The sequence below is a fragment of the Psychromonas ossibalaenae ATCC BAA-1528 genome (assembly GCF_000381745.1).
GTDB classification, from domain to species: Bacteria; Pseudomonadota; Gammaproteobacteria; order Enterobacterales; family Psychromonadaceae; genus Psychromonas; species Psychromonas ossibalaenae.
Genome location: NZ_KB906984.1, coordinates 70,597 through 94,156, shown reverse-complemented (window position 1 = coordinate 94,156; position 23,560 = coordinate 70,597). Strand labels below are relative to the sequence as shown.

At 44.2% G+C, this 23,560-nt stretch carries 18 protein-coding genes; 8 read left to right on the top strand and 10 right to left on the bottom strand.

Annotation, left to right across the window (positions count from 1 at the left end):
* A partial coding sequence (locus G327_RS0110670; protein ID WP_019614766.1) for a transposase domain-containing protein occupies window positions 1-235 on the bottom strand: 235 nt, incomplete at its 3' end.
* Between the two features lie 107 nt (window positions 236-342).
* Complete coding sequence (locus G327_RS0110665; protein ID WP_019614765.1) at window positions 343-813, bottom strand: GNAT family N-acetyltransferase; 471 nt, start codon at window positions 811-813, stop codon at window positions 343-345.
* A gap of 319 nt (window positions 814-1,132) precedes the next feature.
* On the opposite strand from G327_RS0110665, the gene G327_RS27545 reads away from it, so the two are divergent.
* Window positions 1,133-1,258, top strand: coding sequence for a hypothetical protein (locus G327_RS27545; RefSeq protein ID WP_281167230.1), 126 nt, complete (start codon window positions 1,133-1,135; stop codon window positions 1,256-1,258).
* 141 nt (window positions 1,259-1,399) lie between these two features.
* On the opposite strand, the gene G327_RS0110660 is transcribed toward G327_RS27545, so the two are convergent.
* Window positions 1,400-2,530: a YdcF family protein gene (locus G327_RS0110660; protein ID WP_019614764.1), complete on the bottom strand. Its 1,131-nt coding sequence runs from the start codon at window positions 2,528-2,530 to the stop codon at window positions 1,400-1,402.
* Between the two features lie 422 nt (window positions 2,531-2,952).
* On the opposite strand from G327_RS0110660, the gene G327_RS0110655 reads away from it, so the two are divergent.
* Both G327_RS0110655 and G327_RS0110650 read left to right on the top strand, forming a co-directional pair.
* A complete protein-coding gene (locus G327_RS0110655) occupies window positions 2,953-3,657 on the top strand; it encodes a phosphoglycolate phosphatase (RefSeq protein WP_019614763.1) in 705 nt (234 codons plus the stop codon).
* 43 nt (window positions 3,658-3,700) lie between these two features.
* Entirely contained in the window at window positions 3,701-5,155 is a 1,455-nt protein-coding gene (locus G327_RS0110650; RefSeq protein ID WP_019614762.1) for an FAD-dependent oxidoreductase, read from the top strand.
* A 73-nt stretch (window positions 5,156-5,228) separates the two neighbouring features.
* On the opposite strand, the gene ptsP is transcribed toward G327_RS0110650, so the two are convergent.
* From ptsP to G327_RS0110630, 3 genes are all read right to left on the bottom strand, one after another.
* Window positions 5,229-7,718 carry a phosphoenolpyruvate--protein phosphotransferase gene (gene ptsP / locus G327_RS0110645; protein WP_019614761.1) on the bottom strand — a complete coding sequence of 830 codons (2,490 nt, stop codon included), beginning with the start codon at window positions 7,716-7,718 and terminating at the stop codon, window positions 5,229-5,231.
* 14 nt (window positions 7,719-7,732) lie between these two features.
* Complete coding sequence (locus G327_RS0110640; RefSeq protein WP_019614760.1) at window positions 7,733-8,041, bottom strand: PTS fructose transporter subunit IIB; 309 nt, start codon at window positions 8,039-8,041, stop codon at window positions 7,733-7,735.
* 518 nt (window positions 8,042-8,559) lie between these two features.
* Window positions 8,560-9,186 (bottom strand): LysE family translocator, encoded by a 627-nt coding sequence (locus G327_RS0110630; RefSeq protein WP_019614758.1) that lies wholly within the window; start codon window positions 9,184-9,186, stop codon window positions 8,560-8,562.
* Window positions 9,187-9,322: 136 nt separating this feature from the next.
* On the opposite strand from G327_RS0110630, the gene G327_RS0110625 reads away from it, so the two are divergent.
* The 3 genes from G327_RS0110625 (at window position 9,323) to G327_RS0110615 (ending at window position 11,751) form a co-directional block, all read left to right on the top strand.
* The gene (locus G327_RS0110625; protein WP_026339307.1) at window positions 9,323-9,919 is read left to right on the top strand and encodes a TetR/AcrR family transcriptional regulator; all 597 of its coding nucleotides are present in this window, start codon (window positions 9,323-9,325) and stop codon (window positions 9,917-9,919) included.
* Between the two features lie 142 nt (window positions 9,920-10,061).
* Window positions 10,062-11,099 carry an NADP-dependent oxidoreductase gene (locus tag G327_RS0110620; RefSeq protein WP_019614756.1) on the top strand — a complete coding sequence of 346 codons (1,038 nt, stop codon included), beginning with the start codon at window positions 10,062-10,064 and terminating at the stop codon, window positions 11,097-11,099.
* Between the two features lie 31 nt (window positions 11,100-11,130).
* Complete coding sequence (locus tag G327_RS0110615) at window positions 11,131-11,751, top strand: glutathione S-transferase family protein (RefSeq protein WP_019614755.1); 621 nt, start codon at window positions 11,131-11,133, stop codon at window positions 11,749-11,751.
* 64 nt (window positions 11,752-11,815) lie between these two features.
* On the opposite strand, the gene G327_RS0110610 is transcribed toward G327_RS0110615, so the two are convergent.
* The 4 genes from G327_RS0110610 to G327_RS0110595 all read right to left on the bottom strand — a co-directional run bounded on the left by G327_RS0110610 (window position 11,816) and on the right by G327_RS0110595 (window position 18,130).
* A complete protein-coding gene (locus G327_RS0110610; RefSeq protein ID WP_019614754.1) occupies window positions 11,816-13,354 on the bottom strand; it encodes an MOSC domain-containing protein in 1,539 nt (512 codons plus the stop codon).
* 196 nt (window positions 13,355-13,550) lie between these two features.
* The gene (locus tag G327_RS0110605; protein WP_019614753.1) at window positions 13,551-14,333 is read right to left on the bottom strand and encodes an AraC family transcriptional regulator; all 783 of its coding nucleotides are present in this window, start codon (window positions 14,331-14,333) and stop codon (window positions 13,551-13,553) included.
* 448 nt (window positions 14,334-14,781) lie between these two features.
* Window positions 14,782-15,732, bottom strand: coding sequence for a glycosyl hydrolase family 18 protein (locus G327_RS0110600; RefSeq protein WP_019614752.1), 951 nt, complete (start codon window positions 15,730-15,732; stop codon window positions 14,782-14,784).
* Between the two features lie 103 nt (window positions 15,733-15,835).
* Window positions 15,836-18,130, bottom strand: a complete 2,295-nt coding sequence (locus G327_RS0110595) for a GH92 family glycosyl hydrolase (RefSeq protein ID WP_019614751.1) — start codon at window positions 18,128-18,130, stop codon at window positions 15,836-15,838.
* A 392-nt stretch (window positions 18,131-18,522) separates the two neighbouring features.
* On the opposite strand from G327_RS0110595, the gene G327_RS0110590 reads away from it, so the two are divergent.
* Both G327_RS0110590 and G327_RS0110585 read left to right on the top strand, forming a co-directional pair.
* Window positions 18,523-20,832 carry a GH92 family glycosyl hydrolase gene (locus G327_RS0110590; protein WP_019614750.1) on the top strand — a complete coding sequence of 770 codons (2,310 nt, stop codon included), beginning with the start codon at window positions 18,523-18,525 and terminating at the stop codon, window positions 20,830-20,832.
* A 291-nt stretch (window positions 20,833-21,123) separates the two neighbouring features.
* The gene (locus G327_RS0110585) at window positions 21,124-23,418 is read left to right on the top strand and encodes a GH92 family glycosyl hydrolase (RefSeq protein WP_019614749.1); all 2,295 of its coding nucleotides are present in this window, start codon (window positions 21,124-21,126) and stop codon (window positions 23,416-23,418) included.
* The last annotated feature ends 142 nt before the right edge of the window (window positions 23,419-23,560 follow it).

Below are 23,560 nucleotides of genomic sequence, written 5' to 3'. Positions count from 1 at the left end.
GAAGGATAATATCAAGTTGATTAACCAGTTGGCGCATTGAGTACTTGCGAAATAATGCCATGCCAATAACAGCCCAAACCATTTGTTCCATAGGGAGCTTACGTTTTCTTATCGTAGCCACGCCAGTTTGAGATAGTGCATCAGTAACTAACTCAGGTGCTAATAGCTCGTTAAGGCCAGTAAATTCAGTGAAGTGATTAAGTGATACCTGGGAAAGTGCTGTTGATAGTTGCATAAAAAAATCCGATGTTTTGTGAACATCGGATTTTGATCTTATTCAGTTAAAAATCAATAGATTTTTCTTAACTGATCGGCATTAGGTATTAACCGAGGTTTATTTTTTTAAGCGCCTGTTTTTACTCTATAATAATAACCCGGTTCATTTTCTTTGATGACTTCTTGGAGCGGGTGCCCCCCCAGTTTTCTAGCAAGAACCAAGCTTGCATCGTTAGCTTTTGCAATAAAAACTAGAACTTTATTAAAATCAATTTCTTTTTCGAGATCCTCGATGGCCAGTTTACATGTCTCAGTTGCTAAACCTTGCCCCCAAAAAGACTTTCTAAAAAAATAACCAAAGTCCAAAACGCCGTCAATGTGCTTAATACCGCAGAAGCCAATAAATTCATTTGTGGCTTTTAATGCGACAGGAAATCTAGATGGTTTTTCATATTCATTTTGAAACCATTCAAGTGCTTCAGTTTTGTTTAAAGCACGCCTAGGACCAATAAACTGCATCACTTCAGAATCCTGCAGCATCTCCAGTACTTTTGAACGGTCATTCTGACCTAATTTTCTAAAAATAATCCGATTCATTACTCACCTAAGCATGTAACCGCTTTACATAGGCCACACTGACGCAATTGGCCTGTTGTATATTTACAATATCACACTAATCAAAATCAATTAATTATGGATGCTTGCAATGAAATTGTGAATGAACAAGTGTGTCATCAGAAAAATATACATTTTTTTTAAAATAGTAAGGTCTAAAACCCCTTACTTTGTCGGTAGTATAGTTAAATAATGAACGATTCTTTTTAGCTTATTTCTAAGCCTGAACAGAAGTTATTTTTTGAATATTACAGGCGTAATGACTGCTCTCTATAATTGATTTATATCACGGTCAAAACAATTGAAATTTACCAACAAACAAGTCGATTTAGACGGTACGCTGATCGACAGCGCACTGGATTTAGCATTAGCCGTGAACCATATGTTAACTACGTTGGAGCGTTCGATATTCAGTGACGATATTTAGAGCCTATTTTTTAATATTGCTCTTGTCTATTTTACCTGCTTTCCAAAAGTTAAAAATGTTTGTTCTAAAATGAACGGCTCATGTCCCTGCCTAGTGTGAACAGCCACTCCGGGAAAGGTTTGGCTGTCCTAATTTTTTTCACTATTGTTTAATGGGCGGGTAGGCAAAAAAACCTACCGCACGCGAGGTGTCTCTAAAAATATCTAAATAATCCTTATCACTCATTGTTTTGTTAGGAGCATAGGTTGCGTAGGGGTTGCTGTCGTTATCTAAAGAAGCCAGTGTTAATACCTCTACGTCAAAGTCATTTACTAGTGCATGCATTTTAAAAACAGAGGCTGCTCTTGGAAGGTGAAACGGGCTTGAAATTAGTACCACAGCATCAGGCTTGTGCTCTGAAAGTAGGGGGAGGCCAAAGGTAACATTCTGTACAGTATCTGTTGATCTGTCTTCAATGATTACTCGGCTTGCATCTATACCGGCTGCAGCTAAGGTTTCACGCATAACACGAGCTTCAGTGTTGCCTTGTTTCGGAACACCTCCTGTCACCATAATTTTAGAATGAGGGTGTTTTTTAGCGAGTGCGATAACCATGTCTAATCTTGCATTCAGGATACTGTTTGCTGTTCCATCAGCGTCTAAAGCATGTCCAAATATCCAAATAACGGGTTGTTTATAACTTTTCAAATTTATTTGCTCATAGTCATCAATCACTTTTTGACTACTTATTTGATCAACGGTATTGATTAATGTTGTGACCAAATCAGCGCTGTCAACATTTACGGCTTGAAGCTTGGTTATATTGTCTGAGCTTATTTTATTCTTTTTAACGGCATGAGCGTATAAAGCCTTAAGACTGAGTGCGTCTGTATTATCACTGTCAATAGCTAGAATGGTATCGTAAGTTTCAATAGCATCCTCTGCCTTGTTGTTTACTACTTGAGCAAAAGCTAATGAAAATTTATGATTTAAATTATTAGGTTCTAATTCTGCAGCCTGTTTATATAGTTGTTCAGCAACTTGGTTTTTCAATGCTCCTGCCGAGCCATATTCGCTACTCTTAAGTTCAAGAGAATTGACCAGATCTATTCCTGAATTTGTTATAAGCAGATGATTTGGTGTGAGCTCATAGTATGAAGCTAATTGGATTAAGTTACTCGCTTCAATATGATTATCTATATTCAACTTATTACCAGAGGTTACCGCCTCTTCAGTAGTTTTACAGCCAATAAGTGAGATAGTAAGTAATAATGGGATTAATTTTTTGTTCATAAAAAAGCGTTCTCCAAATTTAAGATATAAAAATATATTTAATCAAAAATAACGCTGTAAACACACACATTTACAAGAGAAGTTTAAAAGTTGAGAGTTCACACAAATTGCTTTAGGTAAAGGATATATGTCAGTTTTATTAATTTTATTTATCAGTGTGAAAGAGAGGATAATTAAGTTTTACGTCTGATAAAAAATAATGACGGGGTTGCGTCTTGTCTTTTTTTGAATGGTAAAATCCAAGTTCAGACTCCTGTGATTGTAAATGCTGAAGAGCTTTATTTTTTACTGAACGATTAAAAGCACAATAAATATAAACGTTCTCCCAGCTATTTTAACAACCGTGATCAAAAGTTACTTTTTTGAATATTACTGGCATAATGACTGCTCTCTATAATTGATTTATATCAAGGTCAAAAAAATTGAAATTTACCAATAAACAAGTCATTTTATTCGATTTAGATGGTACGCTGATCGACAGTGCTCCAGACTTAGCATTAGCTGTAAACCATATGTTAACCACACTGGAGCGTCCGACGTTTAGTGAAGATATTATCCGCTCCTGGGTGGGTAACGGCGCACTTACTTTAGTGCAGCGCGGTTTATCCGGTCAGTCAGTGGTAGCGGAAGACCTTGAGCCGGCTTTACTTGAAAAATCCCTGCAGATTTTCTTAGATTTCTATAAAAACAATCTCTGCATTAAAACGGCTGCTTACCCGCAGGTGCGTTCAACTTTAAAGATATTAAAAGCTCATGGTTATCGTTTAGTGATTGTGACCAATAAACCTTTTGATTTTATTGAACCGATTCTTGAAGGGCTGCAGTTGACCGGGTTATTTGAAATATTATTAGGCGGCGACTGTTTAGCAAAGCGTAAACCGGATCCGCTGCCGTTATTACATGTCTGTGAAAAGCTGAATGTTACTCCAGAGCAGTGTGTAATGGTCGGTGATTCAAAAAATGATATTCTAGCTGCTAATGCAGCGTCGATGCAGAGTGTTGGTTTAACTTACGGCTATAACTACGGCGAAGATATCGGCCTGCATAACCCGGATATTGTGTTTGATAATTTTGCCGATTTGATTGCTGTATTAGGCAATACAAATGAGTATGCACTGGCAGACTAACTGCGCGTTTAATTTTATTGTCGGTCATTAGATAAAGGTCAGTATGTCAGACGTTACACAAATTAACTCAACAGCAGCAAAAATAGCCATTATCGGCGGCGGTATTGCCGGTGCTTCCGTGGCGTTATATCTAAGTGAGCTGGGCCTGGATATTACCCTGCTTGAAAAAGGGCCTAGTTTAGTAAACGGCCCGCCAATCTGTCATCTGCATGCCGGCGGTAATTTATACCGGGAAATCTCTGAACAGCAGTGTGTAACGCTGCTTGCACAGTCCATTGATCTGCTGCGTTTATACCCCTATGCTGCTGATTATCGGCCGACGGTGGTGGCAGTGCCTAAACATGATAAAGGTACGCCGCAGCAGTTATTACCGCGCTTATATAAACTGCAGAGCGAATATGAACGTTTGATTCAGCTTGATCCTTTAAATAAAGTGCTCGGTGAAAGTCAGGACTATTTTCAGCTGTTCGAGCGTGAAGAGCTTGAGTCTTTAGCATTACAAACGCCGCTTGATAAACCGCAGACCTTAGCGCAATGGATGATTCCAGTGGCTAAAAATGTAGATCTGGACAAACTGCAGTATCCGCTGGTGATGGTGCATGAATTTGGTTTAAACATGTTCCGTTTAGGTGCTTCTGCCGCACTTTCTCTTGAGGCTAATACAGCTTGTCAGGTGCTGACTAACAGCGCGGTGACTAAGATAAGTCCGACTGTATCCGGGGGCTGGTTGATTGATTATCAGCAGGCAGGTTTAAACAAGCAGGAGGAATTTGATTATTTAATCAATGCTGCTGGTTTCAGAAGTGGTTTAATTGATGATCTGTTAGGTTTCAAACGGCCGCGTCTGGTTGAATTTAAGGCTGCTTATGTCAGTAAATGGACTGATTGCGATGCTGTCTGGCCGGAAGTGGTTTTTCATGGCGAGCGGGGCACGCCACAGGGCATGGCACAGTTCACACCTTATCCGGGCGGCTATTTTCAGCTCCACGGCATGACCGAAGATATTACTTTGTTTAAGCAGGGGTTAGTGGCAAGTACCGAGCAGAGTGCGCAGCCGAAATTAGCGGAAGTCTTTTTAAATAAAATAGATAAGAACTGGACTGAGTCGGAGATCATTGAACGTACCAGCCGTGCGATTGCGCATATCAGTGCTTATATCCCTAGCTTCAGTAATGCACAAGTCGGTGCAAAACCATTGTTTGGTGCGCAGCAGATACCCGGCGGCGATCCGACATTACGTGCTGCTAATGTTTCCTTTGCCGGTGATAATTATGCGCGTTGTGAAACGGTTAAAGCTTCTTCGGTATTAACCGCGGCTGATGTTATTCTGCAGCAGCTGACAAAAACTGGGCTGGTGGATAAAGAAATAAAAGCGATACGTTCTTTTCCTAGCAGCGAACGGATCAGTGAGCAGGCTATAACATTACGCGCCGAAGCCTTAACTAAAGAGCGTGATTTTCCGCTGTCTTTTGCTCATATCAACAGCGCCAAACCTTAAGCTGTTATTTTTGCAGCGCAAATAAAAAAGGCGCCTGCTTAAAAGCAGGCGCCTTTTTAGTAAGCTTTACGGCTTAAACTGCCAGTTCTTTTTCCAGCATGCTGATAATGCCCGCTTCATCTTTGCTGTGACGCAGCTGCTCTCGGAAGCTCTCGTGAATCAGTTTACGTGCCAGACTAGAGAAGATACGCATATGCTGATCGCCTTGTTCTTTATTTAAGGTCAGCATAATAACCACATCTACATCACCAGAGTCAGACTGCCAGTCAATGGGTTTATTAAGGTGGGCAATACTGATGCTCGAGTCGCGAATATGCTCAGATTTAGTATGCGGAATTGCAAACCCGTATCCTAATGCAGTAGAGAAAACCGCTTCTCTAGCCCAGATATCTTCCTCCAGCTTATAAGTATTATCGGTGCGCCCGTGCAGTCCTAAATTGCCGACCATTGACTGAATAACTTCTTCTTTACAGGAGAAATCAGCATTTTTTAATACACACTCTGTTGATAACAGCGGTTTGCTTTCCTGACTAGCAGAAGCATTATCCAGCAGTGCCTGTACATCGTTTATGGTCGGGCACTGACAAGCCTGGTCGAAAAGAGCCTTGCAGTCACTGCTGTTAAGTTTGCTGAGCACGGCTTTAGCCGGCGCTATTTTAGGCGCACTCATACTGATTTCATCTAAACCGGCACCGATCAACAGCGGCAGTACTTTAGCATCTGCGCCAAGTTCACCGCATAAACCAACCCAGCGCCCGTACTGATGTGCTGTGCTGACTACCTGATCCAGCATACGCAGAAAAGAGGGCGCCAGACTGTTGTAAAGGTGCGCAACACTGTCATTGTCGCGGTCCACTGCCAGCAGGTACTGAGTCATATCATTTGAGCCGATACTGAAAAACTCAACTTCCTGACAGAACTGATCAATGATAAATGCCGTGGCTGGAATCTCTACCATAATGCCCAGCGGTACATCGTTATCAAATTCAAGTTCCTGTGCTGTTAGTCGGTTTTTTACTATTTCTATCTGCTCTTTAACCCAGCGGATCTCTTCAATGCTCTGGATCATCGGGATCATTATTTTCGCATTACCGTGCAGAGCTGCTCGTAGAATAGCGCTAAGCTGATCATGGAACAGGTTGATAAAGGCCGGGTAAATACGCACGGCACGGTAACCTAAGAAGGGATTTCCTTCTTGAGGAAGATTCAGATAATCAATGGGTTTATCACCACCGATATCCATGGTGCGGATGATTACTGGTTTATCATCGGCAGCTTGTAAAACCTGGCGGTACTGTTCGTACTGCTCCTCTTCTTTTGGGGCTTCGCTGCGGTCCATGAACAGCATTTCTGTGCGGAATAAACCAATACCCTGTGCACCTTTTTCAAATGCCGCCTGTGCTTCAACGGAGCAGGCAATATTAGCTGCGATTTCGATACCTTTGCCGTCACTGGTTTGCGCGGAGAGGGCTGCGTAAGCACCTTGTTTGTCGCTCAGCTGCTGGTTCAAAGTGATAGCGCGGTCAAAGTAGCAGCGTACCCCTTGATTGGCCTGTACGGCCAGTACACCGAGATTAGCATCTAGATATACTTCACTGTTTAGAGCGTCTGCACACTGAGCCGCTTCAATGCCCGATAAAGTCGGGATATTAAAGGCACGAGCCAAAATCACAGTATGTGACGTACTGCCTGCGTGAGTAAGTACTAATCCCTGCAGCAGTTCTTTATCCAGACCAAGAAACTGACTTGGTGTCAGGTCATTGGCAATAACAATCGACGGCCCAGTTAAGGTTAACTTAGTAGTGATGTTGATTTCCGGGTAAGCCGCACAGAGCAGCTGCGTGGCAACATCGCGAATATCAACAATACGCTCGCGCAGGTAAGCACTGGATGACTGCTTGAGCTGCTCACTGACTATTTCAAGGCTGGCTAGTACTGCATTTGCTGTTGACTGACTGATCAGGTGTTTTTGAATATCATCAACAAAAGTGATGTCATTAAGAATAGCCAGGTGTGCATTGATAATCTCTTTTTCAGCGCCGTCTGCATCTTGTACAGCCTGCTCAAGGCTATTACTAACCTGCTGGCGGGCATTATCAAAGCGGGCCGTTTCATCATATTGGATGTCTGTACGGAACAGATTGAGGTTGATATCTTCATTGCCGATTAAGCGGCCTTTGCCGATACCTAGTGCTAGACATTTTCCCTGAAGCAGAGTCGGCTGATGACGCAGCAGCGACTGTGGCAGTACGATAGCTTCACTGGCGCCGGGTTTATCTAAAGCCTGATCGCAGTGAGCAAATTCATTATGAATATACTGTGTAAGTTTGTTTAACGCTTGTTCGCTGTCTTGACCGTTAAAAGTCAGAATACACGGGTCATTAAGCAGGGTATCGGTGCTGACTAAGGCTAATACACTTTTAGCATTGCCTGTATTGCCGCTGCGCAGGTTAGTCAGGGTAATATCACAGTCAAACTGCTTACACACTTTTTCCAGGTGGCTGGCCGGGCGTGCGTGAATACCGTTTACAAGACTACAGTTAAATTTGAATTCATTTTTCATAGGGGTTGCCTTATTCATTTCATCAATTTCTGACACTGGGAAAAAATACTCTGGGGTTTCTTAAGTGCGTCCTGAATACTGACATTGACGCATAATTTACTTTCAAAACGTTCGCCGTATTCGACTCTGATGTCAGCCGCCATTACAACAATATCTGCCCTGTGTATGTCCTGCTCGGTAAGACGGTTTTCGATCCCCATTGCTCCCTGGGTTTCAACCTTAATAGTTATACCGAGTTTTTTAGCGGTATCACTGAGTTTATCAGCAGCCATATAAGTATGAGCGATACCTGTCGGGCAGGCGGTAATTGCGACAATTTTCATCATTATCTCCTTAAGAGAGGATTATTTTTGATGATGCCAATATAGAAGCTTGGCGGCATGTTTGGTAGAAGATAAAACAACCCTTTGCTGGACATTTGTAACACCTGAAAACAAGCGTGACCGGGATCGCATTTATAATGGCCGCTAAGCGACAGCCCATTAGGCTGTCCGGAATAGGGGGAAGTAGAGGGCAAAGGTTAGTGCGCTTTGTCACGCACCATCAACTCTCACATATTATTGGTAATGGTATACTGCGGGATGCCGTTTTCATTAAGGCTGTCAGTATTTATTCTCCAGGTGAAGATGCCGCGGGCGCCGTGTTCTCTGGCAATATTAATAAAGAGCTGTGGTTAATCCGCAGGATTATGGTCAATTTCACGGGCTGAACTGACTAGCATTTTTGATGCATCAACACCGCTGTGTGCAAACAGAATGATAAAATGGAAAGTGCCTCTGAGCTAGGGACTTTGCAATAAATGACTGCATGTTTAACAACGTATTGTACAGTTTCCCTAGATTTACCGATTCACTGCAAGGTAAGTGCCGGCTAATATCATGATGCTGCCTGCGCCTCTGTTCAGCCTCTTATGGGCGAGTGGTGTTTTAAGTATGCCGGCCATTTTGGCGGCGCCGAAGGCTATCAACATCAGGCCTGCCATTAATGCAATGGAGGTCAGTACAGCAGCCAGCACAATATCTTGAGATTGAAGCACAGTCAGGTCGATAAAAGTTGGTAAAAAGGCGATATAAAACAGGATCACCTTTGGGTTCGAGGCGGAGATTAAAAAGCCTTGAGTAAAGCCGGCTAATAAAGCGTGTTTGTTTTTGGCGGTGTTTCTACCCATGTCCTCTTTGATCTGAGGCAGCGCTTTAAACATTTTGTATCCGAGGTAAATAAGATAAGCCGCGCCTGCATATCGAATGACTAGAAATACTTCTGACCAGTTCTCTGCAATTGTTGCCAGGCCGAAACAAGCAAGAATGAGAAATGCCAGATCGCTTACGACCATTCCCAAAGCCAGCATAATGCAGCTTTTTACACCGTCAACCAGCGCGCGTGACAAAATGGTAAATACACCGGGTCCTGGTGTAATGCTGAATATGAAAATGGCAATAAAAAATGTAACAGCGCTTTCTAATGACATTTAGCTTCCCTTATTATAAAAAATCTACCTGAAGCAATATAAACGAGTTTATATTCAGCTGCTAGATTTATACTTATTTTCATTATTATGTAAACGCCACTAGACGACTGGTCTAATTTGTTTTATTGTACCTGTTATGAAAATACAAACGAACGAAACACGCCAGCATATTTTAGACATGGGTTACGAATTAATCGTAGCCAAAGGGTTTACTAGTGTTGGTTTGTCACAGCTGTTAAAGCATGCACAAGTACCTAAAGGTTCTTTCTATCATTATTTTAAATCGAAGGAGCAGTTTGGCGAGGCGCTTATTGCTGATTATTTTGACAAGTACATAGAACGGCTGAACGGCCTGTTTACAGATAAGCATTTATCTGCAAATGAGCGCCTGTTAACTTATTTCAGATACTGGATTGAATTTAATGACGGTGTATGTGGTGCTGAAAAGTGTCTGGTAGTAAAGCTGAGTGCTGAAGTATCGGATCTTTCTGAGTCGATGCGTTTAGTCTTAAATGCAGGTGCGGCTAATGTAGTTTCAGCTATTGCTCAATGCATTAACAGCGGCAGACTCGACGGCTCTATTAAGGTTAACAATGCACAGGAAACTGCTGAAATGTTATATCAGATCTGGTTAGGTGCCAGTATTTTATATAAATTAAGTAAAGATGTGTCTGGTTTGCAGATGACGCTGCAGAAAACGGAACAGATTTTACAAGGCAAGTTAGAATTTTAAGAAGATAACCATAAACCCGTACTTATTGACGTACGGGTTTTTTATTAATTACACACTAGACGACTGGTCTATTTTTCGCGTGAAAATTGAACATTCACAGAAAATTCAGTTAAATATTAATAATACTCAAAGAGGAATAATCATGACTGCTCAAACTAATCAGAATCAACGTATTGTACTGGCTTCTCGTCCTGTCGGCGCACCGCTAGATAATAATTTTCGTCTTGAAAATACAGATAAACCGGTTCCTGCAAAGGGCGAAGTCCTTCTCCGTACTATCTATCTGTCTCTTGACCCTTATATGAGAGGGCGCATGAGTGATGCCAAATCCTATGCTGATCCGGTTGCTATAGATGAAGTTATGGTCGGCGGTACGGTTTGTCAGGTTGAAGTCTCAAATAACGATGATTTCCAAGTCGGTGAATGGGTGCTGGCTTACACCGGCTGGCAGAAATACGCGCTGTCCGATGGTGAAGGGCTGCTTAAACTTGGTACAGATCCGGCCGCGCCGTCTTATGCGCTTGGCATTATGGGCATGCCTGGGTTCACAGCTTATATGGGGCTGCTGGATATTGGCGAGCCTAAACCTGGAGATACGATTGTAGTTGCCGCTGCAACGGGACCTGTCGGCGCAACCGTTGGTCAGATTGGTAAGCTTAAAGGATGCCGTGTTGTGGGGATTGCAGGCGGTGAAGAGAAGTGCCGTTATGCGAAAGAAGAGCTGGGATTTGATGAGTGTATTGACCATAAAGCAGAGGACTTTCTGCAGCAGCTGAATAATGCATGTGATAAAGGTATTGATGTTTATTATGAAAATGTAGGAGGCAAGGTATTTGATGCTGTGCTGCCCCTGCTTAATACCGGGGCCAGAGTACCTCTGTGTGGTTTGATCTCACAATACAACGCCACTTCATTGCCAGAAGGGCCGGACCGCTTGTCTATGCTGATGGGCACGCTACTGGTTAAACGTATTAAAATGCAGGGCTTTATCATTTTTGATGATTATGCAGACCGTTATAACGAGTTTGCTGCTGATATGACGGTATGGCTGCAGGAAGGCAAAGTGAAGTATAAAGAACAAATAGTAGAAGGGTTAGATAATACTGTTGAAGCGTTTAAGGGACTGCTTGAAGGTAAGAACTTCGGCAAGCTGGTTGTTAAAGTAAATCAGCCTTTATAAAAGTTGTAATAACAATAAAAACGGAAATATGATGATTAAACTACACCATTTAAATAAGTCTCGTTCCAAACGAATTATCTGGCTGCTGGAAGAGCTTAATGTAAAGTACGAAGTGGCTGCGTATCAGCGTGATCCTGCGACATTCCTTGCGCCTCCTGAGCTTAAATCAGTGCACCCGCTGGGAAAGTCGCCAATTCTTGAAGATGACGGGATGATAATAGCGGAATCGGGGGCAATAACGGAATATCTGATTGATAAATATGCTGACGGGCTGTTCGCGCCACAGCGCGGCACGAAAGAGTATGTTGAGTATTCTCAATGGATGCATTTTGCTGAAAGCTCCGCGATCCTGCCTTTATTGTTAAAAATATTTGTCGAAAAAGACGGGGCAGAAACTAACTTTTTAGCGGGTTATGCCGATATGGAAACCGCTAAAGTACTCCGATTTTTTGATGACTCCTTAGAAGGCAGGCGTTATTTAGTTGCAGATCAGCTTAGTGGCGCGGATATTATGATGTCGTTTATTGTAGAGCTGGTGAAAAATAATGGTGAATTTGACAAGTATAAAAATATTGCCGTTTATGCGCAGCAGTTAGCTTCTCATCCTGCATTTATTCAGGCAGACAGTATCGAGCTGCAGGCAGAAGCATAATCTTTTTCAACAAAACAGAGCCGTCCGTGTTCGGACGGCTGATAACAGTGCCGTTTTACTGCCGCTAAGGCAGTGAAATGGTTAACTCAGCGCCTTTTGCTCTAGACACGCAGGGGATCATGCACTGCTTTTTTTCTGACTTGGTGAGAATGCTGTCTTTATGCTCTACCTCGCCTTGGTAATCAACGCGGCATGCTCCGCAGCGGCCGGTTTCACAGCCCGAGTTAATATCAATACCGTTATCCCGCAGGGCATTAAGCATACTTTGATCCGCGGGGACGTTTATCTGCAGTCCGCTCCCTTGAATGTTTACTATAAACTCGCTCGCATCTGCCGCTAATTCTGCCGTAAAGTTTTCATAATGAACATTGTCGAGACTCCAGTGCTGAGCGGCTTCTTTGACTAAACGGGTAAAACCGGGACTGCCGCAGGTATATACATGCGTGCCTCTCTGGTGGTTATCCAGCAGAGCATTAATATCCAAAGGCTGGTCCAGGCTGTAGGTAAAAACGTTGTCCTGATATTGGGCCAGCTGAGATTGAAACGGGTAGTTTTTGGTATCATCAACACAATAATGCAGCTCAAACTGTTCATTATTAGCGGCGGCTTCTTCAATCATGACCAGAAACGGCGTGATGCCGATACCAGCGGCCGCAAAAACCTGTTTTTTAGCCCGTGTCATGGTAAATAAGTTGGCAGGCTCAGAAATTTGCAGTACATCCCGCAGCTTCAGTTGTTCGTGAATATACTTTGAACCGCCGCGGCTGTCTGGTGCTAAGCCGACAGCTACTTCATAACAGTCATTGTTAAGTGATGCACACAGAGAGTAAGCACGTGTCAGGCCGTTGCCCAGGTGCAGGCTGATATGTGCCCCGGCGGTGAAAGCAGGTAAGGGGCTTAAATCGGTGCGGCTTAGAAGCAGTCGTTTGACTTTATCGGATTCATCAATAATTTTAACGACTCGGACTTCAAGCAGGGCCGCCTCTCCATCGTTCCAGTCTTCAGCACTGTTGCTGGCAAGTCTATGTTTAAAAACATCTTTGACCTCGTCAGCTAAAGGCTCAAGTTCGGCGAGTTTTTTAGTCAGCAGTTTATTATCTGTCTCAACATAAAGGTAGTGCTGGACTTTAGCAATGGTCCATTCCGGGTTGGGACGTTCAAGCAGTTCGATGTTATCACCCTGGTTAATGATGCCTTCGCTTAATGCACGGTAAAACCAGCCTGTCTGGGCATTGTCCTGTACATGTCGTGAAATGGACGGCTGCTCAAACCGATGATTAAGCTTAAAGCAGGGCTGCCTCGGCAGACATAGCTCAAGCTTAACTTCACCTATCTGCAGGATATCACCGATACACATATTATGTTCGTTCATTCCCTCGGCAGTCAGGTTCTCACCAAAACCGCCGTTAACAAACAGGTGGCTGGAGTCGGGAAAGCGCGCTTTTAAACTGCTGTAATGTTCGGGAGCACACTGAAGGATCACTCTGTCTTCATCGATACACTCTTCATAGACATGCTCATCGCCGCTGATGCCTGAAAGGGTAACGTTAATTTGCGTGACTTGATGCTTATCAATCGCAGTATTGATTTTTTGGGGAAACATTATCTTGGCTTTGCCTGTCCTGAGTTCGCAGACACTAGATATAATCGACATAATAGTAGAACCTTGAAGTTGGAATTGTCTGCAAAGTGTAACTCGATTGAGATCAGAGGGGCTGCTTTACCGCGACATCAAATATCAAAATACAGACAAAATGTACCTCAGTTAGACGAGCATCAAAATACAGACAAAATGTATCTCAGTTAGACGAGCTGCGCTTATATTGCCGCGGCGGATAACCAAAATAGCCGTTAAAGGCATGGGTAAAAGCACTGTCAGAGCAGTAGCCGATGGCTAGAGCAATATCTGTATTGGAAAGGTTTTTATCTAATAAGCTGACGGCGTGCATCATCCTGACATGCAGACGCCAATGGTGAAAGCTGATACCGAGATCAGATTTAAACAAACGGGAAAGGGTTTTATCACTGGCGCCTGCTATCTGCCCCCACTCTTTCAATGAATACTTGATATCCGGCTGCTGCATTAACTGCCCGCAAACGATGGCAAGCCGTCTGTCTGAAGGGATCGGCACTTGCACCGGGACTTCTGCCGCAGCGGTGATTTCATGAACCAGCACTTGTGCTTTCAGAGCGTAGATGCTGGATTCATCCCAGGGTTCCCGCCAGTGCTCAACATCCAGAATCATCTGCCTTAACAGCGGTGAAACCTGTTTAATACAGAAGTACTTAGGTAAATCTGGATGAACTTGAATATCGAAATACAGACTTTGATAGTGGTGAGCTTTATTCATTACCGTAGCATGCTCTAAATCGGGCGGGATCCAGGCGGCTCTGCTTGGACTGATAACCGCCTGCTGATCAGGAAGACTTAAGTGAGTGATGCCTTCAGACAGATACAGCAGCTGTCCTACCTGATGACGATGAAAGCCGCTGCTGCCGTAGTTAGATTTTAGCGAAATGCTGTAAACAGAGTGTTTATTATCTGTCTGATGAAATCCATGCTGGCTGTGTTTATCGGTCATTTTATTGTCCTGCTGACAAGTCTCATGATAATTGATATCAGCTTATTCGTTCTCGTCACTAAAAACCAGCCGCCTTATATAAAGTGCGTTTCATATGTCTTTATTTTGATAGGAAATGTCTTGTATTCGTCTGTTTTTTGATGTTTAAGAGAGGCTTATCAATATATACCCATGTTACCTCAGCGTACGCCCCGTAGGGCAAGGCAAGCAGAACCAATCTGCGTTGTTATAAAGTCTCTATATAGAATAACTATACTTCAATTTTATGCCTAGCATCTTGGCACAGCCTGCCTTGCTGACTGTGCATCTTTAAGTATCATGGGTATAGAGGTCTGGCGGTATGATTTGTAGAAGATCGCCTGTTTTTGCTGGATATTTGTTATACCCGAAAAAGTAAGCGGACAGCTTAATACAGCTGCCCTAAGTACGGTTAAGCAGAGGTTAAGGTTTATTGTGCTTCGCCGCGTCCCATCAACTCCCACATCTTATTGGTAATGGTATACTGCGGGATGCCGTTTTCATCAAGACTGTCGGTATCTACTCTCCAGGCGAAAATGCCGCGGGCGCCGCGTTCTCTGGCGATATCAATAAAGGGCTGCGGTGAATCAGCAGGGTTTCGGTCAATTTCACTGGCTAAACCGATCAGCATTTTTGATACATCAACGCCGCTGTCTTCAAACAGGTCAATAAAATGAAAACGCTCGCCCCAGTAAGTCTGCAGGTTTACGTAATCAAAATTATCATTAACGACTTTGCCGTCCCATACTGCCAGTGAGGTATGATCCGGTGTGATGGTTAACAGGTACGGATTATCGCCTCGCTGATCTTCAATGCTTGCTTCATCCAGGCGTTTTCTTAAGGCCTCGACTAAGGCGATAAACTGCGGCAGAGTGACCGGATCTGTGGCAATTTCATAATCCATATCGAAACCGTCAAGCTGGTGGGCGCGCATCATGGTCACTACGCTGTCGGCAAATATTTCCGGATTCTGTGCGCTTTTCCAGTAATCCTGCATGCTCCAGCCTTCAGAGATCAGCAGTTTGATTTCAGGATTTTTTTCACGGGCTAATTTAACAACCTGATCGATACGCTCCTGATCGGTGAAAGGCGCTTCTTTATGCGCATTTTCATAACCTAACTCGTAAATTCCGTCACCATTTTCATCATAGGGGTGAGCAAAAGCGATATAAACAAAGTCCATTTTGTCAAAGGGCGTATCATCGCGCAGGCGATTTTCCCAGTCATCACCAAAAATACCAAAAAAGTTACCTATCAGCTGGGTATTTTCTGCTTTTTCCTGGCTAGTGAGACTGCTGCTGCAGCCGCTTAATACTGTCAGGGCAAGAACGACGGTTAATAATGTGATTGTGAACATATATTTTTTTGCTGTCTTGAACATGGAGTGCTCCTAAGTTAGTTGGCAGTTATGAGGGGGGAAATGTATGGTTCCTTATAGGGACTAGTGAAAAGCCGCCGCATATTACTGCGGCGGCGGTTTGGGGTTAAGACTGAGGAGGTGTTGCACTCATAACAAAGTGCAGCGTACCGCCGGCTTTAAATTCGCTGTGATCAAAGAACAGACCTTCGTTTAGCGGCTGACCGTTAATGCTGACCGATTTAACATATAAATTGTCCGGGCCGTTGTTTTCCGCGGTAATGGTAAACTCACCGTCTTTTACCGGTATGGCAGCTTTATCAAACAGCGGGCGGCCTATGGTGTAGGTCGTGTTGCCCGGTGTTATCTGGTAGAAACCGAGTGAACTTAATACGTACCAGGCTGACATCTGCCCGACATCTTCATTGCCGACAATGCCTTCCGGCGTGGCTAAATAAAACTCTTCAAGGATCTGATCAACATACTCCTGGGTTTTCCACGGCGTATCGGTGTAGTTATATAGATACGGCACATGCTGATCCGGTTCATTACCATGTACGTACTGGCCGATTAAGCCGGTCATATCTGCAGTACCTTCCTGCTCTTCTGCATTAAATAATCCGTCCAGGTTTTTCCTGAAGTCTTCTTCACCGCCCATCAGTGTTTTTAAACCGTCGATATCATGGGGGGCAAACCAGGTCCACTGCCAGCCGTTGCCTTCGGTATAATCACCGGTTTCATGTACCGCATTGTAAGGGTCAAAAGGTGTACGCCAGCTGCCGTCTAATAATACCGGACGCATAAAGCCGCTGACATTATGCTCGCTGTAGTCGCTCGGGTTATAGTCAAAATAACGCTCAAAACCTTTAGATCGCTGCATATAAGTATCATAAACCTGCTGATTTCCGGCGAGCTGCGCAATCTGCGCAATACACCAGTCATAGTAAGCATTTTCTAATCCGTAGGAGACGGATTCTGCGGTTTCATCTGCCGGCGCAAATCCTTCTTCGCCGATGTATTTAATATGCAGGGTCATGACTTTACCCAGCAGCTCTTGATCCCAGTGCTGGAAGTCTTCCGGGTGCCAGGTAGAGCTGGCAATACCAGCGAGCATCGCATCTTCAAAGTCCTGCTGAGTGAATTCCTGCGGATATTTAACCATTGCATCGGCCATCACAGAGACTGCCGGGTAGCCGACCATAGTGCCGGTATAATTACCGTGCAGCTCCCATTTCGGCAGCAGGCCGCCTTCTTTTTGTTTCTGAATCAGGTTCATAGCGTAATCAACGGCCCGCTGCGGTTCGGTGATGGTTTTCAGCGGATGCAGCGCACGGAAGGTATCCCACATAGAGTAAACCGTGTAGTTGGTTTTACCGTCAAAGTTCTGGTAGATATTTTTATCCATGCCCGGGTACTGACCGTCAACATCCTGATGGATCATCGGCGCTAGTTTAGTGTGGTAAAGCGCGCTGTAGAAAATAGTCTTTTCTGTTTCTGTGCCGCCTTCAATCTGGAAGCCCTCTAAGCTGTCTTTCCACTTATTTTCCGCCTGAGCACGGGCCTGATCAAAGCTTAAGGCCGCAGCTTCTGCATTAAGATTGTCTTCAGCACCTTCTGTGCTGACCGGTGACAGCGCGACTTTTATTTCGACAGGCTTATCTGAAGGTTCAAACTCAATAAAGCTGACAACATCTTTACCGTTAGCTGTGCTGCCGTCGATCTGTTCACCTTCATTGGTGATAGTGTAGGACTTGATAGGTGATGAAAATTTAGCGATAAAGAAGACCTGCTGACCATCTGCCCAGCCGCCGCTGATACGTTTACCGATAATGGTATTTTCATCCACAAAGGTAATTTCATTCTCAATACTCACCCCGCCCCAGTCTTCATTCAGGGTATGACCGAGGTCCACTTTTAGTTTCTGAGACTGTTGATCTGCATATGTGTAGCGGTGCAGACCAACACGCTGCGTTGCAGTCAGCTCAGCATCAATGCCGGAGTCATCCAGTTTAACCTGATAATAACCGGCACCGGCTGTCTCATTACTTTTCTGGAATTTTGAGGATTCATGCTCTTGATCATCGCTGTAGGGCATAAACAGAATATCGCCGAGATCACCGATACCGGTGCCGCTTAAATGAGTATGGCTGAAGCCGTATACCGTGTCGTCATCATAATGATAGCCGCTGGAAGAGTGCCAGCCGGTTAAATGGGTATCCGGGCTGAGCTGCACAAAACCTTCCGGTACAACAGCACCCGGGAAAGTATGACCATTGAATCCGGTACCGATAAAGGGATCAACATACTGCAGTACATTGAGCGGTTCGGACGGATCAGTCTCCTCAGTAGTTTCCGAGTTACAGCCTGCTAATGACGTAATAGCTGCGGTGAGTGCAATGACCAGTGTGCGTTTTTTGAACATAAGAAACCTCTAGTTTTAGTGAATCCAAACGATGTAATTTATCTGTTTAACAATGCTTCCCGGCATACCTGGCTGCGCCCCTGCAGCTTTCTTTGAGCTGTTATTATGCTTTGATACTTAATAAGAGATAGGTGAAAAATGTGCCTTTTATAGCACTTCTGTAACCAGGAAAATGTTTTGTGACTGCACTCTCAATAGCGTTGCAAATGAGACGCTTATCTCATTTTGTATGGGCGGGTAATTTAGTCCAGTAATTGCGTCAATAGTCCCATTTAAAGCATTGTGCCGCGCAGGTTAGTATTTAAGCGCAAAAAATGAACAGTATCGCAATTTCCCGTTACAGAGTGATTATCTGTATTCGGGGCGATCAGATTTTAATTTAAGGAGTGGTTATGTTTAAACGTTCTATTGTGACGCTGGCAGTGGCAGCCGTGATCGGCCTCAGCGGCTGTAATTCCGAAGACACTAATTCAGGAGAGGGCGGCGAACAGCCTGAATATTATAAAGTGCTTGATTATGTTAATCCCTTTGTCGGCACCGGCCCCGACGGACATACTTTTCCCGGCGCGGTATATCCTTCCGGTCTGGTGCAGTTAAGTCCGGATACAACCATGGAGGGCTGGGGATCGGCTTCTGGTTACTTTGATGACGGCACCACCCATGATATTCCGGTTTACGGTTTCAGTCATACTCACTTAAGCGGCACCGGCATTACCGATCTCGGTGATATATTAATTCTGCCCTATGCAGAGGAGAAAAATGCCGTTTATAACACCTTTGATAAAGACTCTGAGATCGCGTCTCCTGGTTATTATTCGATGCTGTTAAAGCGCGACAATATAAAAGCGGAACTGACCACCAGTCCGCGTGTAGGTTATCATAAATACAGTTTTGCCGATGACCAGGCTCAGTTTATTAAACTTGATTTAGCACATACACTTAATGCCAGCTGGGGTAATGATCCGGAGCCGACATTTAATGAAATTGAAATCATTGATCAATATACTGTTCGCGGCCATCGTAAGAGTAACTTATGGGCAAAAAATCAGAGTGTTTATTTCTATGTAAAATTCTCTTCTCCGATTATCGGTAGTAAAATTATTGCTGATGATATTGAGATTGAACCGTCAGAGCCGACAACTAATATAGAAGCGGCTGAAATAATTTCTCATTTTGAGTTCGCTCCTTCCGAGAAACCGCTGGAAATCCGTCTGGCTATATCACCAACCAGTGTTGAGGGCGCGCAGTTAAACCTTGAAGCTGAAGTACCTGAGTGGGGATTTGACAGCGTACAGGATAATGCAGAGAAAGCCTGGGCGGATGAGCTGAGCACAGTTGAAATTGAGGGGGGAACAGCAACCGATAAGACTAACTTCTATACTGCGCTCTATCATACTCAGATTGCACCGATGATTTTCCAGGATGTTGACGGCCAGTACCGTTCAATGGATCCGGCGCAGTCTATTAAACAGGCTGGTGAAACACCGAATTATACTATTTATTCGATGTGGGATACCTTCCGCGCTTTCCACCCGCTGCAGACGATTATTAATCCAGATAAAGCACAGGATTATATTAACGATCTTATTCGTAAGCAGCAGGACGGCGGCTTACTTCCTAAATGGGAGCTGCATGGTCATTATACCGGTACTATGGTTGGTTATCCGGCAGTATCGATTATAACCGATGCGATCACTAAAGGTTTTGATGTCGATATTAATGATGCGCTGCATGCCCTGAAAGAAACCACGGTTTATGATCTGTCGCGTTTTCCTGACTGGGATCAGGGTACATTAGGCGGGGTGCAGAATATTCAGATGCAGTCGCATATTAATGACGGTATTGTCCCCCACACCTATTGGAACTCTGCATCATACGGTATTGAGTATTCCTATTATGACTGGGCGGTGTCTGAAGTTGCTAAGATTGCAGGTGATCAGGTCACGGAACAAGAATACCTGCTGCGCTCAGAATATTATCTGAATTATTGGGATCCGCAGGAGCGTTTCTTCCGTGCGGTGAATGCCGACGGAACATTCAATCTGCCGGAAGGTGAAACTGAATTTGACCCGTACCATGTTGATGAATTTGCCTTTACCGAAGGTAATGCATGGCAGTGGAAATGGCAGATTTTCCATGACTTTGACAATTTAGAGAATCTGCTCGGCGGCCCGGATGCGTTTAAACAGGATCTGAAGGCACTCTTTGATGCGGATGAGTCGACCAGCGGTGAAGATCTGCCGGATATGACCGGGTTTATTGGTCAGTATATGCACGGCAATGAACCTTCACATCATATTGTTTATTTGTGGAATAGAACCGATGAAGCGTGGCGTACCCAGCAGTATCTGGATCAGGTGATGCGCGAGTTTTACACGCCGACACCGGACGGGCTGATAGGCAACGAAGATGTCGGACAGATGTCTGCCTGGTATGTACTGAGTGCCATGGGCTTTTATCAGGTAACACCGGGTATTCCAGAATATACCATAGGCCGCCCGCTGTTCAGCAAGGTAGAGATCAAACTGCCTGACGGGGTGTTTACCATTACTGCAAATAATAATAGTCCGGCGAATAAGTATGTTAAACAGGTAACTATTAACGGTCAGCCGTTAGGTGAAAACTGGACATTTAAACACAGTGATATTATTGCTGGCGGTGAGCTGCGTTTTGAAATGAGCGGTACAAAACCGACGCAGTAAATAGTCTTCAATGTAGAATATCGATCTTACCTAAGCGCCTGTTATCTAATGTGATAACAGGCGCTTCTTGGATCCTGTAATATAGTTTTTCGAACTACATGAGAGGCAAATCACATCATTTTTCGCTGGTTACAAATGTGCAGCTAATGCGTAATAAATTCTATATCCGCGCCTTTTTATTTCTCCCATAATCTATCCCATATTAATTACTGTCGCTGCATATACATTCGCTGCCGGCAGTAAAAATTTAAGTTTTTTAGCTGATAAAAAATAGTTATCTAAGGGGATATTATGTTTAAGAAAAGGTTTGTTCCACTGGCCATCGCAATGGCTCTGGGAATATCTGGTTGTAACTCTGATTCAAGTAGCGAAGAGGGCGGCGGCGGCGTGGTTGATACTAATGTGCTGGATTATGTTGACCCGTTTATTGGAACAGCGGCTTCCGGTCATACCTTTCCCGGTGCAGTTGTTCCTCAGGGCATGGTGCAGCTGAGCCCGGATACCACCTTAGACGGCTGGGATTCGGCCAGTGGTTATCATGACGGTAGTGATTATGAAAAAGGCACTATTATCGATAAAGATATTACTGTTTACGGCTTCAGCCATACTCATCTTAGCGGTACCGGCGTTACTGATTTAGGTGACATATTAATTCTGCCTTACACAAGTGAAGATAATGCCGAGCAGAATACCTTTGATAAAGACTCTGAGCAGGCATCTGCGGGTTATTATAAAGTTGTGTTGAATGATTCACAGATTGAAGCGCAGCTGAGTGCATCAACACGTGTTGGTTATCATAAATACAGCTTTCCGGAAGGCAGCGAAAGGAAAATAAAACTGGATATCGGCCATACTCTGAAAGCTAACGGCGGCGAGAGCATTGTTAATGATATTGAAGTGGTGGATGCTTATACGGTGCGCGGTTTCAGGGAAAGCGGCTCCTGGGTTAAGAACCATAAGATATTTTTCTATGCAAAATTCTCAGCGCCGATTGCCGAGGCTTTTACGCGTAATCAGGACGGCGAGCAGCGTCCGTTAGTGAATGGTGAAGTACAGAGCGATACTGATATTGCCGCCTATTTAGACTTCGGCTCAGAGAGCAGTGAAGCGGTTGAAATCCGTGTGGGTCTATCGCCGGTAGACTGGCAGGGAGCAGAGGCTAATCTGGCGGCAGAAGTACCTGATTTTGACCTTGCTAAGGTGAAGTCAGATGCAGAGGCCGCCTGGACAAAAGAACTGTCGGTGATTGAAGTTAAAGGCGGCAGTGATGTTGAGAAAACTAATTTCTACACCGGTCTGTATCACAGCCAGATTGCACCGATTGTGTTTGAAGATGTGGACGGCCGCTACCGTGATTTATTAGGCAATATTCACGAAGGTAACGGTTTAACCAACTACTCGATTTATTCGATGTGGGATACCTTCCGCGCCGTACATCCACTGCAGACTATTATTTATCCGCAGCGTGCGCAGGATTTTGCTAATGATCTGATCCGCAAGCAGCAGGACACAGGTATTCTGCCGAAGTGGGAAGCGCACTCAAGCTATACGGGCACCATGATAGGTTACCCGTCGGTAGCGATTATTGCCGATGCTATTGTTAAAGGCATGGATGTAGATCCGAATACGGCCCTGCTGGCTGCCGCAGAAAGCTCTACCTATCACCCTGAAGATTTCCCGCATATTCCTGACTCTACGCTGGAGTCGGTTATGCCCGGACAATACAGCCATTATGAAGAACATGAGTATATCCCTTCAACCAGCTGGAACTCAGTATCTTATGCGCTGGAGATGTCTTATTACGACTGGACTATTGCGCAGATAGCGATAGCTGCTGGTAATACAGCTGCTTATGAAAAATATATCGACCGCAGCACCTGGTCGGAAAATCACTGGGATCCCGTTGAAAAATACTTTGTACCGGTTGATGAGTCGGGAACTAAACTTGCTGAGTTTGACCCGCATACGGTAGATCATTTCTGGTATACGGAAGGTAATGCATGGCAGTGGCAGTGGACACTGATGCAGGATCTGGATCGTTTAACTGAACTAATGGGTGGAACTGAAGGTTTAAATCAGAAATTAAACGACTTGTTTGTGGCGGAGCCTAATGAAGGTGAACTGCAGGATATGACCGGTTATATCGGTCAGTATGTCCACGGTAATGAGCCGTCTCACCATGTTATTTACTTATACAACCGCACCAATGAAGCTTGGAAAGCACAGGAATTTCTGGATCAGGTTTATAAAGATTTTTACCACAACGGCCCAGACGGTCTGATTGGTAATGAAGATGTTGGTCAGATGTCTGCCTGGTACATTATGAGCGCAATGGGCTTCTATCAGATCAGTCCGGGAGACCCTACTTACACCATCGGCCGCCCAATATTTGATGAAGTCATTATTAACCTGCCTGACGGTGAGTTCAAAGTGACTGCTGAAAATAATGGTCCGAATAACCTTTACGTGAAAGAAGTAACCATTAACGGTAAAACGCTGGATAAGTTTAATACCTTTAAACACAGTGAAATTTATGCTGGTGGCGAACTGCACTTTGTGATGACTGCTGAAAGACCCAAAATATAAGTCTGCCAAAACAGGGGAGTGGTTCTCCTCTGTCTGTTTTTAAACACAGTTTCCCGCGGTATATCGGCTGCTTTATTTAGTGGTTTTATAAAGCAGCGCTGCACCGCAGGAAACTGTATCCGAACATTAAGTTACTTAAGGT

What these genes read in the sequence shown, in the direction of transcription:
- G327_RS0110620 (WP_019614756.1), top strand. Translation starts at nt 10,062, where the DNA reads ATGACTGCTCAAACTAATCAGAATCAACGTATTGTACTGGCTTCTCGT.
- G327_RS0110595 (WP_019614751.1), bottom strand. Translation starts at nt 18,130, where the DNA reads ATGTTCAAAAAACGCACACTGGTCATTGCACTCACCGCAGCTATTACG.
- G327_RS0110650 (WP_019614762.1), top strand. Translation starts at nt 3,701, where the DNA reads ATGTCAGACGTTACACAAATTAACTCAACAGCAGCAAAAATAGCCATT.
- G327_RS0110590 (WP_019614750.1), top strand. Translation starts at nt 18,523, where the DNA reads ATGTTTAAACGTTCTATTGTGACGCTGGCAGTGGCAGCCGTGATCGGC.
- ptsP (WP_019614761.1), bottom strand. Translation starts at nt 7,718, where the DNA reads ATGAAAAATGAATTCAAATTTAACTGTAGTCTTGTAAACGGTATTCAC.
- G327_RS0110630 (WP_019614758.1), bottom strand. Translation starts at nt 9,186, where the DNA reads ATGTCATTAGAAAGCGCTGTTACATTTTTTATTGCCATTTTCATATTC.
- G327_RS0110660 (WP_019614764.1), bottom strand. Translation starts at nt 2,530, where the DNA reads ATGAACAAAAAATTAATCCCATTATTACTTACTATCTCACTTATTGGC.
- G327_RS0110605 (WP_019614753.1), bottom strand. Translation starts at nt 14,333, where the DNA reads ATGACCGATAAACACAGCCAGCATGGATTTCATCAGACAGATAATAAA.
- G327_RS0110665 (WP_019614765.1), bottom strand. Translation starts at nt 813, where the DNA reads ATGAATCGGATTATTTTTAGAAAATTAGGTCAGAATGACCGTTCAAAA.
- G327_RS0110585 (WP_019614749.1), top strand. Translation starts at nt 21,124, where the DNA reads ATGTTTAAGAAAAGGTTTGTTCCACTGGCCATCGCAATGGCTCTGGGA.
- G327_RS0110625 (WP_026339307.1), top strand. Translation starts at nt 9,323, where the DNA reads ATGAAAATACAAACGAACGAAACACGCCAGCATATTTTAGACATGGGT.
- G327_RS0110610 (WP_019614754.1), bottom strand. Translation starts at nt 13,354, where the DNA reads ATGTTTCCCCAAAAAATCAATACTGCGATTGATAAGCATCAAGTCACG.
- G327_RS0110600 (WP_019614752.1), bottom strand. Translation starts at nt 15,732, where the DNA reads ATGTTCAAGACAGCAAAAAAATATATGTTCACAATCACATTATTAACC.
- G327_RS0110640 (WP_019614760.1), bottom strand. Translation starts at nt 8,041, where the DNA reads ATGAAAATTGTCGCAATTACCGCCTGCCCGACAGGTATCGCTCATACT.
- G327_RS0110615 (WP_019614755.1), top strand. Translation starts at nt 11,131, where the DNA reads ATGATTAAACTACACCATTTAAATAAGTCTCGTTCCAAACGAATTATC.